General features: G+C 63.4%; 10 protein-coding genes. 3 read left to right on the top strand and 7 right to left on the bottom strand.

Annotated elements, in window-relative coordinates:
* The first annotated feature begins 116 nt into the window (after positions 1–116).
* From rocF to PZL22_RS16615, 3 genes are all read left to right on the top strand, one after another.
* On the top strand, positions 117–1,040 hold the full coding sequence (gene rocF / locus PZL22_RS16605) for an arginase (RefSeq protein ID WP_003528561.1): 924 nt from the start codon (positions 117–119) through the stop codon (positions 1,038–1,040).
* Positions 1,041–1,217: 177 nt separating this feature from the next.
* On the top strand, positions 1,218–1,697 hold the full coding sequence (locus PZL22_RS16610) for a chemotaxis protein CheW (RefSeq protein WP_003528560.1): 480 nt from the start codon (positions 1,218–1,220) through the stop codon (positions 1,695–1,697).
* Between the two features lie 279 nt (positions 1,698–1,976).
* Positions 1,977–3,758, top strand: coding sequence for a methyl-accepting chemotaxis protein (locus tag PZL22_RS16615; protein ID WP_003528556.1), 1,782 nt, complete (start codon positions 1,977–1,979; stop codon positions 3,756–3,758).
* A gap of 418 nt (positions 3,759–4,176) precedes the next feature.
* Here PZL22_RS16615 and PZL22_RS16620 read toward each other — a convergent pair whose 3' ends face one another.
* The 7 genes from PZL22_RS16620 to PZL22_RS16650 all read right to left on the bottom strand — a co-directional run bounded on the left by PZL22_RS16620 (position 4,177) and on the right by PZL22_RS16650 (position 12,568).
* Positions 4,177–4,404 carry a formate dehydrogenase subunit delta gene (locus PZL22_RS16620; RefSeq protein ID WP_003528555.1) on the bottom strand — a complete coding sequence of 76 codons (228 nt, stop codon included), beginning with the start codon at positions 4,402–4,404 and terminating at the stop codon, positions 4,177–4,179.
* A gap of 17 nt (positions 4,405–4,421) precedes the next feature.
* Positions 4,422–5,294, bottom strand: a complete 873-nt coding sequence (fdhD, locus tag PZL22_RS16625) for a formate dehydrogenase accessory sulfurtransferase FdhD (protein WP_003528554.1) — start codon at positions 5,292–5,294, stop codon at positions 4,422–4,424.
* A gap of 8 nt (positions 5,295–5,302) precedes the next feature.
* Entirely contained in the window at positions 5,303–8,182 is a 2,880-nt protein-coding gene (gene fdhF / locus PZL22_RS16630; protein ID WP_003528552.1) for a formate dehydrogenase subunit alpha, read from the bottom strand.
* A 355-nt stretch (positions 8,183–8,537) separates the two neighbouring features.
* Entirely contained in the window at positions 8,538–10,094 is a 1,557-nt protein-coding gene (locus PZL22_RS16635; RefSeq protein WP_003530348.1) for a formate dehydrogenase beta subunit, read from the bottom strand.
* A complete protein-coding gene (locus PZL22_RS16640) occupies positions 10,091–10,570 on the bottom strand; it encodes a formate dehydrogenase subunit gamma (RefSeq protein ID WP_003530346.1) in 480 nt (159 codons plus the stop codon). Before PZL22_RS16640 ends, PZL22_RS16635 begins: the two co-directional genes overlap by 4 nt.
* Before the next feature lie 176 nt (positions 10,571–10,746).
* On the bottom strand, positions 10,747–11,643 hold the full coding sequence (locus PZL22_RS16645; protein ID WP_003530343.1) for a LysR family transcriptional regulator: 897 nt from the start codon (positions 11,641–11,643) through the stop codon (positions 10,747–10,749).
* Positions 11,644–11,797: 154 nt separating this feature from the next.
* Positions 11,798–12,568: an SDR family NAD(P)-dependent oxidoreductase gene (locus PZL22_RS16650; protein ID WP_003530342.1), complete on the bottom strand. Its 771-nt coding sequence runs from the start codon at positions 12,566–12,568 to the stop codon at positions 11,798–11,800.
* Positions 12,569–12,675 lie beyond the last annotated feature (107 nt).

Genomic DNA, 12,675 nt, shown 5'->3' on the forward strand with positions numbered 1-12,675 from the left:
CTTATCTTCCCAATCGACAGTTTTCCATCTTTTTGCCGCCACGCTTTTTGACGATAATCCGCCGGACTTCACGGGAACCGAACTTCCCGGCAACAGGGCGAAGGGACGAGGCGGACATGAAAACCATCACATTGATCGGCGCACCCATCGAGGAAGGCTCGGGCCGCCGCGGCGCAGCCATGGGGCCGACGGCGCTCAGGATCGCCGGCATAGATACGGTCCTCGCCGAACTCGGCCATACGGTCAATGACGAGGGGGATCTGAGGCCGCTGCCCGCACGCGATCTCGCCAACCATCCCGGCGCCAACAATCTGCAGTCCGTTGCAGCTTTCGCGCGCGCGCTCGACGAAGCCGTGCACGATACCGCGCGCAAGGGACATTTCCCCATCATTCTCGGCGGCGACCACGCGCTGTCGATGGGCAGCGTCTCGGGCATGGCGCGTCACGCCCAGGACGTCGGCCGGCCCCTCTTCGTCCTCTGGCTCGACGCGCATGCCGACTTCAACTCGCCTGCGACCTCGCCCTCCGGAAACATGCACGGCATGCCGGTCGCCTTCTTCTGCGGCGAAGCGGAGTTCGCCCCGATCCTCCCGAAGGACCGGCCGCTGGTCGACCCGAAGAAGGTCTATCAGGTCGGAATCCGCTCGGTCGACGCGCGTGAGCGCGAGGAAATCGCCGAGCACGGCGTCAATGTCTTCGATATGCGGGCCATCGACGAGATGGGAATGGCCCACATCATCCGCCAGATCGTCGACGAGGTTCGCGCCGCCAACGGCCTGCTGCATGTGAGCCTCGACGTCGATTTCATGGATCCGGAACTTGCCCCCGGCGTGGGCACGACGGTGCCGGGCGGCGCGACCTTCCGCGAGGCTCACCTCATCATGGAAGTTCTGTGCGACAGCGGCCTCGTCTCTTCCCTCGATGTGGTCGAGCTCAACCCGTTCCTCGACGACCGGGGCAAGAGCGCGCGCATTCTGGTCGAACTGACGGCAAGCCTCTTCGGCCGCCGTATCCTTGATCGTCCGACCCGCGCGGCCTGAAGCCGCGTCCCCACCTCGCTCTCCTGCGAGGGGCGAACGTTCAGCAAAGGTTTAACGAATCCGCGCCTAGTATAGGCATACGGAGCGCAAGGCGGATTTTTCCGTGCATGAAGCGGCTTGCGCCTCGCCGGATGTCATCGGCGGACCACCACGACCGGAAAGCTGGAAGGACCTTCGATGACAAGCACGCAGAGAGCAGCCGGATTTGACGGCGAGACGCTCGAAATCATAGCGTTTCGCCTCCACGACCAGGAATTTTGCGTCAAGACCACGACGATCCGCGAGATACGCGGCTGGGCGCCCTCGACGCCCATCCCGCATGCCCCGCCGGAAGTGATCGGCGTGATGAACCTGCGCGGCACGGTGATCCCGATCATCGACCTCGCCCACAAGCTCGGCATGAAATCGACCGTCACCAACGAACGCAGCGCGATCGTGGTCGCAGAGGTCCACAACATGGTCATCGGTCTCGTCGTCGACCGCGTTTCCGACATTCTGACCGTTCAGGGCAGTCAGGTACAGCCTGTGCCGGAAGTCACCGCGTCCTTCGACAAGAGCTTTGCGGAAGGCATCATCGCCAATGAATCGGGCATGATCTGCTTCCTCAATCTCGCCCGCATGTTCAAGGAGCGGGAAACGGAAGAGCTAGCGGCCTGAGCCTGCGCATCAAGCATATCCAGAGCGATTCACTGTTTCCTGCAGTGAGTCGCTCCAGTGACGAAGGAATACATCATTTTACGAGTAGATAAGAAGCAATTTCTATTTTAACGAGAAATTAATTTCGCTTTACTAATTTAGATTGAACAGCGGCATGACGCCCTTCGTGATTTCGAAATCTCCCCAGCAACCGGCAGCCGCCCTTTCCTGAAGGACGGCGAAGCAGATCACAAACGTCCGCTCCGCGGCCGTTTCTTCGCGAAAATTTCAGAGGGGATCATGTTTTCTTTCACCAGGAGCCGTGACGCACGGCAGATCATCGACGCCTTGTCCAAATCGCAGGCAATCATTCAATTCGATCTCGCCGGCAATGTCCTCGATGCCAACGAGAATTTCTGCAAGGCGCTCGGCTACAGTCTGCAGGAAATCGTCGGACAGCACCATCGCATCTTCTGCGCGCCGGAATTCGTGGCGACTGAGGAGTATCGTGAGTTCTGGGCGCGCCTCGGCCGCGGCGAACTCGACAGCAACAGCTACCGACGCCTCGCAAAGGGCGGACGGGAGATCTGGATCCAGGCGAGCTACAACCCGGTCTTCCGAAACGGCAAGCCCTGCAAGGTCGTCAAGTTCGCAACCGACATCACCGCAGCCAAGATGAAGGCCACGGAAGATGCCGGCAAGCTCGATGCCATTTCCCGCTCGCAGGCGATGATCGAGTTCTCGCCTGCCGGCGAGGTGATGACAGCCAACGAGAACTTCTGCAACACGCTCGGCTATCAGCTCTCCGAAATCCAGGGCCGGCACCACAGCATGTTCTGCGAGCCCGGTTATACCGGCACGGCCGAATATGCCGATTTCTGGAGGCGGCTGGCCCAGGGTGAATTCATCGCCAACGAATTCGTCCGCTACGGCAAGGGCGGCAAGGAAGTCTGGATCCAGGCGGCCTACAACCCCATTCGCGATCCGAACGGCCGGGTTTACAAGGTGGTCAAATTCGCGACAGACGTTACCGAACGCATGGCCGCGATCAATTCGCTCGGAGCCGGCCTGCGTGCGCTTGCCGAGGGCGATCTGGCACAATCGATCGACACGCCCTTCGTTCCCAGCATGGAAATGGTGCGCAAGGACTTCAACGAAGCGCTTGTCCGCCTCTGTCGGGCCATGCAGACGGTCGGCGAAAATGCCAGCGCGATCGCTGGCGGCGCGCGCGAGATCCGGTCTGCCGCCGACGACCTGTCGAAACGCACCGAACAGCAGGCGGCCTCCGTCGAGGAAACGGCCGCAGCGCTGGACGAGATCACCACGACTGTCGCGGATTCCAGCCGCCGCGCCGAGGAAGCAGGCAATCTGGTCGCAAAGACGAAGGACGGCGCCGAGCGCTCCGGACTTGTCGTCAAAAGCGCGATCGGCGCCATGGGCCAGATCGAGCAATCCTCGCGGGAAATCAGCAACATCATCGGCGTGATCGACGACATCGCCTTCCAGACGAACCTGCTGGCCCTCAATGCCGGTGTCGAGGCGGCGCGTGCCGGAGAAGCCGGCAAGGGCTTTGCCGTCGTAGCTCAGGAGGTCCGCGAACTGGCGCAGCGATCGGCCAGCGCGGCAAAGGACATCAAGACCCTGATCACCGCTTCAGGCGAGCATGTGAGGAACGGCGTATCGCTGGTCGGCCAGACCGGTACCGCCCTGGAAACCATCCTGGCGCAGGTGCAGGAGATAAATCACAACGTCTCGGCGATCGTGGAAGCCGCCCGCGAACAGTCGACCGGGCTCAAGGAAATCAACCAGGCGGTCAATGCGATGGATCAGACGACGCAGCAGAACGCCGCCATGGTGGAGGAAAGCACGGCCGCGAGCCATCGGATGTCGCAGGAGGCGGACGCGTTGCACGCCCTGCTGCGTCAGTTCCGCATCGGGCGGGACGCTTCGCCCGCAAGCGACAACAGGATGGAAGCGCCTCATTCGCCCACGCGGCTCCACGCAACGGCAAAGGCGCTGCGCAGCGGCACGAAATCCAATCTCGCGCTCGCTCCCGCCGCGGACGACTGGGAGAATTTCTGACCGCACGCCCACCCGCGCTCATTTTTCGAGCCTAACGGCTCCCCCGTCGGGAAGAGCATAAGCTCTCCCTCACACACTTGCCTGTCAGAGGATGGATTCCTGTGACAGGCACAAGAATGAGGATCGAAGGGCAAGCCTTTCCTGTCAGTGCTCTAGGACCTGCGGACACTTATGGATAGGGGTTTGATTTTGCACAAATCGGTCAATGCCAAGGATTTTTCCGCAGCAAAGGGTTGCCCCCTTTGCAAGGGAAAAGCCGCCGGCAGTGGGCGATTTGTGCAAAACCCTTCGGGCGGACCATATTGCGGTGCCTTGTCGCGAAAAATCCGGCTTGCAGGCGGACGCGGCGCCGGATTTTCCACGAAAGTCCCTCGCAATATGGGGCCGTCAAATCCCTATCCATAAGTGTCCACAGGTCCTAAACCGCCTCCGGACGGCGGATCTTCTCAGCCGCCTCGAGAACCAGCGGGTTCAACCCTTCACCGCCATGCGCGATATGCTCGAAGAGCTTGCGGCGCATGCGCGGCTCCCAATATTTGTTGATATGCGTGGCCACGCCCTCGGCTGCCCCCGCCGCCGGCTGGGTCAGGAAGAAAGTGGCAATCTGGTTTGCCATATAGACGAGCTTCGCGTTGGGGTCAGACATGAACGATTGCTCCGGATTCAGAATAGCGGCACGCGGGCGGATAAGGACGCAGGCTCCTCGTCGTTTCGGATTATGCGCTCCGCATGCGTGAAGATTTCAAACTCGTCACCGCGGACAAGTGCGATGAGGGTCATGCCCGCCCCTTCCGCCGTGCGGATGGCGAGCGCCGTCGGTGCGGAAATGGCGATGATCACCGGGCTTCCGACGATCGCGGTTTTCTGCACCATCTCGACCGACACCCGCGACGTGACGACAACCGCGCCCTGGGCGCCCCTGAAGCCGGCGCGCGCGGCCGCTCCGGTGAGCTTGTCCAGCGCATTGTGACGCCCGACATCCTCGCGAACCGCGATCAGCCCGCGTCCCGGCACGTAGAAGGCCGCACCGTGCACGGCGCGTGTCTCGAAATGCAGCGGCTGCTGTCCATTGAGAAGCGCGACGGCGTCCACCACGTCCTGCTCGGAAAGGCGAAGCAGGGAGCCGGAGACGTCCGGCGTCGGGCGGACGGCCTCATCGATCGACTCTATCCCGCAGAGACCGCAGCCGACCGGCCCGGCCATGTGGCGACGTCTGAGCCGCAGAGCATCGTTCTGTTCGTCCTCGAGCCTGATCTGCAGGTCGATGCCCTTTTCCTCGACGACGATGTCTATGTCGTCGATCTGTTCGGGACCGGTGATGATCCCTTCGGTCAGGCTGAAGCCGATGGCGAAATCCTCGAGATCGGCAGGTGTCGCCATCATCACCGCATGCGTCGAACCGCCATAGGTGAAGGCAACCGGCGTTTCCTCGGGCACCACGCGCGACTGCGCGACGAGGATGCCGCCGCGCCGCGCAGCCTCCGGGACCGTCGCCGTCGTTCCGGATGGAGAGGACGAAACTCGCTTGCCCGCCATTCTCGCTCCTATTCCGCCGCCTCCAGCTTGCCGGCAATGCGACGCGACTGGCGAGCCTGCTCGTCATAGTCGCGCTGCCAGTCGGAGGGACCGTTCGACGGCGAGACCTGCACCGCGGTCACCTTGTATTCCGGGCAGTTGGTCGCCCAGTCGGTAAAGTCCGTGGTGATGACATTCGCCTGCGTCGACGGGTGATGGAAGGTCGTATAGACGACGCCCGGTGCGACGCGGTCGGTGATCAGCGCGCGGAGCGTCGTGTCGCCCGAGCGGCTGGCGAGCCTGACCCAGTCCCCGTCGCGGATGCCGCGCTGCTCCGCGTCGTGCGGGTGGATTTCCAGCCGGTCTTCCGCATGCCAGACGACGTTCTCCGTGCGCCGCGTCTGGGCGCCGACATTGTACTGGCTGAGAATACGGCCGGTCGTCAGAAGCAGCGGGAAGCGCGGGCCGGTCCTCTCGTCGGTCGCCACATTTTCGGTGCGGATGAACTTGCCCTTGCCGCGCACGAAACCGTCGACATGCATGATGGGCGAGCCGAGCGGCGCCTTTTCATTGCACGGCCACTGCACCGAGCCCATCTTGTCCAGATAGTCGTAGGAGACCATGGCAAAGCTCGGCGTCGTCGCCGCGATCTCGTCCATGATCTCGGACGGATGGCGGTAGTTCCAGGCAAGCCCCATGGCTTGCGCCATCTTCTGCGTCACCTCCCAATCGGCATAGCCGTTCTTCGGCCGCATGACGCGCCGGACGCGGTTGATGCGGCGCTCGGCATTGGTGAAGGTTCCGTCCTTTTCGAGGAAGGTCGATCCGGGCAGGAAGACATGGGCGTAGTTGGCCGTCTCGTTGAGGAAGAGATCGTGCACCACGACGCATTCCATTGCGGCAAGGCCGGCGGCGACGTGCTTCGTGTCCGGATCCGACTGCAGTATGTCCTCGCCCTGCACGTAGAGCCCCTTGAAGGTGCCCTCGACGGCGGCGTCGAGCATGTTGGGGATGCGCAGGCCCGGCTCATGATTGAGCGTCACGCCCCAGAGCTTCTCGAATATCTCGCGCGTCGCATCGTCCGAAATATGCCGGTAGCCGGGAAGCTCGTGCGGGAAGGAGCCCATGTCGCAGGAGCCCTGGACGTTGTTCTGGCCGCGCAACGGATTGACCCCGACGCCAGGCCGGCCGATGTTGCCGGTGAGCATGGCAAGGTTGGCGATCGCCATCACTGTCGTCGAGCCCTGGCTGTGCTCGGTGACGCCGAGGCCGTAATAGATCGCGCCGTTGCCGCCCGTGGCGTAAAGCCGCGCGGCCCCGCGCACCAGTTCCGGCGGAACGCCGGTATAGGCTTCGGTCGCTTCCGGGCTGTGATGGGGCTCGGCGACGAAGGCCGCCCAGTCTTCGAATTCCGACCAGTCGCAGCGCTCGCGGATGAAGGCTTCGTTGGCAAGGCCTTCCGTGACGATGACATGCGCAATCGCCGTCAGGATGGCGACGTTGGTACCGGGCTTCAGCGGCAGGTGGTACGACGCTTCGACATGGGCCGAGCGGACGAGGTCGATCCGGCGCGGATCGATGACGATCAGCTTGGCGCCCTGGCGCAGCCGCTTCTTCAGCCGCGAGGCGAAGACCGGATGGCCGTCGGTCGGGTTGGCACCGATGATGACCGCAACATCCGTGTGCTCCACGCTGTCGAAATCCTGCGTACCGGCGGAGGTGCCGAAGGTCTGGTTGAGGCCGTAGCCGGTCGGCGAATGGCAGACGCGGGCGCAGGTGTCGACATTGTTGTTGCCGAAACCGGCACGCACCAGCTTCTGCACCAGAAAGGTTTCCTCATTGGTGCAGCGCGAAGACGTGATGCCGCCGACGGAATCGCGGCCGTACTGGTACTGGATGCGGCGGAACTCGGAGGCGACATGCGCGAAAGCCTCTTCCCAGGTGACCTCGCGCCAGGGGTCGGTGACCTTCTCGCGGACCATGGGATTGAGGATGCGGTCCCTGTGGTTGGAGTAACCATAGGCGAAGCGGCCCTTGACGCAGGAATGGCCGCGATTCGCCTGGCCGTCCTTCCAGGGCACCATGCGCACCAGCTCCTCGCCGCGCATCTCCGCCTTGAACGAGCAGCCGACGCCGCAATAGGCGCAGGTGGTGACGGCCGAATGCTCGGGCTGGCCGATCTCGATCACCGATTTTTCCGTCAGCGTCGCCGTGGGGCAAGCCTGCACGCAGGCGCCGCAGGAGACGCATTCGGAGGAAACGAAATCCTCGTTCATGCCGGCGGAGACGCGCGAATCGAAGCCGCGGCCGCTAATCGTCAGCGCGAAGGTGCCCTGCACTTCCTCGCAGGCCCGCACGCAGCGCGAGCAGACGATGCACTTGGCCGGGTCATAGGTGAAATACGGGTTCGATTCGTCCTTCGGCGCCCATTTGGCGTTGATCTCGCCATTGTTGCGCGCCGTCACATGGTTTTCGCCGTCATAGCCGTAGCGCACGTCGCGCAGGCCCACGGCACCGGCCATGTCCTGCAGCTCGCAATCGCCATTGGCCGCGCAGGTGAGGCAGTCGAGCGGGTGGTCGGAAATATAGAGCTCCATGACGCCGCGGCGGACATCCTTCAGCCGCTGCGTCTGCGTCGAAACGCTGATGCCCGCCGCCACCGGCGTCGTGCAGGAGGCCGGCATGCCGGCGCGCCCGTCGATCTCTACGAGACAGAGCCGGCAGGAACCGAAGGCATCCATCATGTCGGATGCGCAAAGCTTCGGCACCTCGATGCCCGCTTCCATTGCCGCGCGCATGATCGACGTGCCTTCCGGCACCGTGATCTCGCGTCCGTCGATCGTCAGCGTCACCAGCTTTTCGGATTTGGAAGCAGGAGTGCCGTAGTCGATTTCATGAATGAGAGACATTAGCGGGCCTCCTGAAAAATTGCGTTCGGGGCGATTGCCGACTCTGCCGTCCGCCCCTCATCCGGCTGCCGCCACCTTCTCCCCGCTCGCGGGGAGAAGGAATATGCCGCACCGTCCTGCGCAACCGCAGCCGCCGCACATGGGCTGTCCCCTCTCCCCGCTTGCGGGGAGAGGGTTAGGGTGAGGGGCTTCCGAGAATAAAGCGTGAGGGGCTTCCCAGCATAAAGCGTGAGGGGCTTCCCAGCATAAAGCGTGAGGGGCTTCCCAGCATAAAGCGTGAGGGGCTTCCCAGCATAAAGCGTGAGGGGCTTCCCAGCATAAAGCGTGAGGGGCAAATCTCGACGTGCAAGGCTCATCATTCCGCAGCCTCCACCACCGGCACCGGTGAAAAATCCTCCGGGAAGTGCGTCATCGCGCTCATCACCGGATAGGGCGTGAAGCCGCCAAGGGCGCAGAGGGAACCGAACTTCATCGTGTTGCAGAGATCGGCGAGCAGTTCGCGGTTCTTCTCCGGCTCGATGCCGGCGGCAATCCTGTCGGCCACCTCGACGCCGCGTGTCGAACCGATGCGGCAGGGGGTGCACTTGCCGCAGCTTTCGACGGCACAGAATTCCATCGCGAAACGCGCCTGCTTCAGCATGTCTGCCGTGTCGTCGAAGACGACGATGCCGGCATGACCGATGAGCCCGTCTCTGGCGGCAAATGCCTCGTAGTCGAAGGGCGTATCGAACAGCGCCCGCGGGAAATAGGCGCCGAGCGGGCCGCCGACCTGGACGGCCTTGACCGGCCGGGCGCTCGCCGTGCCGCCGCCGATCTCGTCGACGATCTCGCCGAGCGTCAGGCCGAATGCGGTCTCGAAGAGCCCTCCATGCTTGACGTTGCCGGCGATCTGCAGCGGGATCGTTCCGCGCGACCGGCCCATGCCGAAATCGCGATAGTAACCGGCGCCCTTGTCGAGGATCACCGGCACGGAAGCAAGCGAGATGACGTTGTTGATGACGGTCGGGCGGTCGAAAAGACCCTTGTGTGCCGGCAGCGGCGGCTTGGCGCGCACGAGCCCGCGCTTGCCTTCGAGGCTGTTCAGGAGCGAGGTCTCCTCGCCGCAGACATAGGCGCCGGCGCCGGTGCGCACTTCCATGTCGAAGGCGTGCGCCGAGCCGAGCACCGAAGCGCCGAGCACACCGGCGGCCCGGGCGATCTCGATCGCCGCGCTCATCACCGCGATCGCATGCGGATATTCCGAACGGGTATAGATGTAGCCCTTGGTCGCACCGGTCGCGATACCGGCGATCGCCATGCCTTCGATCAGCACGAAGGGATCACCTTCCATGATCATCCGGTCGGCAAAAGTCCCGCTGTCGCCCTCGTCCGCATTGCAGACGATGTATTTCCGCGGCCCTCGCGCCTCCAGGACGGTCTTCCATTTGATGCCGGTCGGGAAGCCGGCGCCGCCGCGGCCGCGAAGGCCGCTTTCCGTGACCTCGGCAACGATCGCCGCTGGTTGCATTGCGATCGCCCGCTCGAGACCGAGCAAGCCCCGATGAGCGCGATAATCTTCGAGCGAGAGAGGATCGATGACGCCGCAGCGGGCAAAGGTAAGCCGCGTCTGTCGCTTGAGAAACGGAATCTCCTCGGTCTTGCCGAGGCAGAGCGGATGCGCGCCACCCGAAATCAGCCCGGCATCGAGAAGCGAGGCGACGTCGCTCGCCTTCACCGGGCCGTAGGCGACGCGCCCTCCGGCCGTTTCGACTTCGACCAGCGGCTCCAGCCAGTGCATGCCGCGCGAGCCGTTGCGGACGATCGTGGCGTCGAGCCCGCGTGCGGCAATCTCGCCGGCCATCGCCTCCACCACCTTTTCGGCGCCAAGCGCAAGGGCCGCCGCATCCCGGGGAATGTAGATCCTGATGGTCATCGGCGCGCCTCCGCAACCAGCGCCTCGAGCACTGTTTCGTCGAGCCGCGCATGAACCTCGCCGTCGAGCATCGCCGACGGCGAGCAGGAACAGAGCCCGAGACAGTAGACCGGCTCGAGCGTCACGGCGCCGTCCGGCGTCGTCTCATGGAAATCGATCCCGAGAAGCGCTTTGGCGCGCTCCGCAAGCCGGTCGCCGCCCATCGACTGGCAGGCTTCGGCGCGACAGAGCTTCAGCACATGGCGCCCGGCCGGGTGCTCGCGAAAATCGTGATAGAAGGTAACCACGCCATAGACTTCGGCGCGCGACAGATTGAGTTCCCGCGCGATCACCGGCAGGCTCTCCTCCGGCACATAGCCGAACTCGTCCTGGATTTCGTGCAGAATGGGAATAAGCGGGCCTTCGAGCCCCTTGAGTTCGCCGACGATCGCCAGCGTCCGTTCGGTCACGTCTGCACGCGGCAGATGGATATTCACTGAAAGAGCCCTCCCGGCTCGCGGCCGCACCGCCAAGATCTCCCTGACCGTCGTCGCGCCGCTGTCTCAACCACTTGGCAAAGATCGGAGATTTCACGCTCTTTGCCCATGAAACAAGCTTCGCGCTTATGCTTCCATGGGTCAATAAGGCTGTTCCGTCGATCGATAGAAAATTTCTATTGAACCTGGTTGCGCTCACCGAGGATACGGGCCTCGTGCAACAGCGCGGAGACGAGCGGCGTGAACGGCTCACGATAGGTGGCGACCAGGCCCACCGTATGGCGGACGTCCGGATCGACGATCGGGACCATCCGTATATCCTCGTGAAAACCGAATGATTTCGCAACGTTATAAGGCATGATGCTCGCCCACCGGCCCGTCCGGACGTGGGAGAAGAGCACGATCATCGAATTCGATTCGAGGGTCGGCTTCGGGACCGCGCCCGCCTCGGCAAAGTGCTGATTGATGATGCGCCGGTTCTGCATGTCGGCCGTCAATAGACAAAGCCGAATGTCGCTCACTTCCTTCCAGGTCACGCTTTCGCGATCCGAAAGCGCCGTACCGGCGGCCGTAACCAGATGATATTGCTCGATCTGCAGGGGCACGCTCGTCACCCGGCCGAGCGGCTCGTTCTCCAGATAGGTCAGACCGGCATCGATCTCGAGGTTTTCGAGGAGCGCGAGGATCTGCAGCGATGTGGTCGAAAGCACCGAGAAGGTGACGTCCGGATGCTTCTCCTGGAAGGGCGCAGTGATCAGCGGCACCATGGAGAGGGTCGTCGGCACCGCGGCGAGGCGCATATGCCCCGAGAGACCTTTTCGCGCCGCACGCATCTCCTCGCGCATCGTACGGCTGTCACTGACGATCCGCCGTGCCCATTCCAGCACCCGCTGCCCTTCGGGCGTCAGCCCCTGAAAACGTGATCCGCGATTGACCAGAATGACGCCGAGCTGTTCTTCGAGCTGCCGGATCGCTGCCGAAAGCGTCGGCTGCGTCACCCCGCACTCCTCCGCCGCCCGGCCGAAATGCCGTTCGCGGGCCAGTGCGAGAAAGAATTCCAGCTTGTCGATCATTCGTGGCCTTTAGATTTGCCCTTCTCCCCGGGTTTATCCCGAGGACTAGCCCTCTCCCCGCAGCGCGGGGAGAGGGGACTGAAGACGCCGCGAGTCTCTTCTCCCCGCGGGCGGGGAGAAGGTGCCGGCAGGCGGATGAGGGGCGGACGCGCGCTCAAGCGATGAGCTGCCCACCGTTCACCTCCAGGACCTGGCCGGTGATATAGCCCGAAAGCGCGTGTGCGGCGAGGAAGAGATAGGCCGGCGCGCAATCCTCCGCCGTCCCCAGCCGGCCGAGCGGGATCGTCTTGCGCGTCGCCTCCAGCTTCTCCGGCGTCGAATAGCGCTCGTGGAAATCCGTCGTGATCGTGCCGGGCGAGACGCAGTTGACACGGATACCGTCCGGCGCAAGTTCACGCGCCAGCGCCTTCGAATAGGTTGTGACGAAGGCTTTGGTGGCAGAGTAGATCGAAGAGCCCGGACTGCCGCCCATGCGCGCCGATATCGAAACCGTGTTGACGATCGCAGGATGCGTGCCCTTGCGCAGGAGCGGCAGCATCGTCCGGGTCATCTCCACGACCGAGGTCTGGTTGAGCTGCACGACCTTGCGGTATTGCTCATCGGTGAGATCGGCCGCCGGAAAACGGCCGACCATCGTGCCGGCATTGTTGACGAGGACATCGATGCTGTCGAAGCGGCTCCTCGCGACATCGGCGAGGCTCTCGACGCCCCCCTCTGCAAGGAAATCCGCCGCCGCGAGGAATGCCCTGCCCTCGACCGCTGCAAGATCGAGAAACTCCGGGCGGTCGGCGGCGATCGTCCGCCCCATATGCACCAGCACGCGCGCACCGCAGTCGAGGAACTGCCGTGCGACCTCGAGGCCGATGCCCCTGCCGCCGCCGGTGACCACCACGTTCATGCCCTTGAACAAGGCCGGATGATACATGCGCTTTCTTCCTCCCGATAACGTCGGACTGGCGTGCCCCAGCACCGATTACAGCGCAGATCGGGCGCGAGCCGCAACGAAAATCGAACGCGCTGGATATTTCTAAT

The sequence above is a fragment of the Ensifer meliloti genome, from assembly GCF_030064585.1.
In the GTDB taxonomy this organism is placed as follows: domain Bacteria; phylum Pseudomonadota; class Alphaproteobacteria; order Rhizobiales; family Rhizobiaceae; genus Sinorhizobium; species Sinorhizobium meliloti.

Bases quoted from the DNA above. Each gene is read 5' to 3' on its own strand.
- rocF (WP_003528561.1), top strand. From the start codon at position 117: ATGAAAACCATCACATTGATCGGCGCACCCATCGAGGAAGGCTCGGGC.
- PZL22_RS16610 (WP_003528560.1), top strand. From the start codon at position 1,218: ATGACAAGCACGCAGAGAGCAGCCGGATTTGACGGCGAGACGCTCGAA.
- PZL22_RS16615 (WP_003528556.1), top strand. From the start codon at position 1,977: ATGTTTTCTTTCACCAGGAGCCGTGACGCACGGCAGATCATCGACGCC.
- PZL22_RS16620 (WP_003528555.1), bottom strand. From the start codon at position 4,404: ATGTCTGACCCCAACGCGAAGCTCGTCTATATGGCAAACCAGATTGCC.
- fdhD (WP_003528554.1), bottom strand. From the start codon at position 5,294: ATGGCGGGCAAGCGAGTTTCGTCCTCTCCATCCGGAACGACGGCGACG.
- fdhF (WP_003528552.1), bottom strand. From the start codon at position 8,182: ATGTCTCTCATTCATGAAATCGACTACGGCACTCCTGCTTCCAAATCC.
- PZL22_RS16635 (WP_003530348.1), bottom strand. From the start codon at position 10,094: ATGACCATCAGGATCTACATTCCCCGGGATGCGGCGGCCCTTGCGCTT.
- PZL22_RS16645 (WP_003530343.1), bottom strand. From the start codon at position 11,643: ATGATCGACAAGCTGGAATTCTTTCTCGCACTGGCCCGCGAACGGCAT.
- PZL22_RS16650 (WP_003530342.1), bottom strand. From the start codon at position 12,568: ATGTATCATCCGGCCTTGTTCAAGGGCATGAACGTGGTGGTCACCGGC.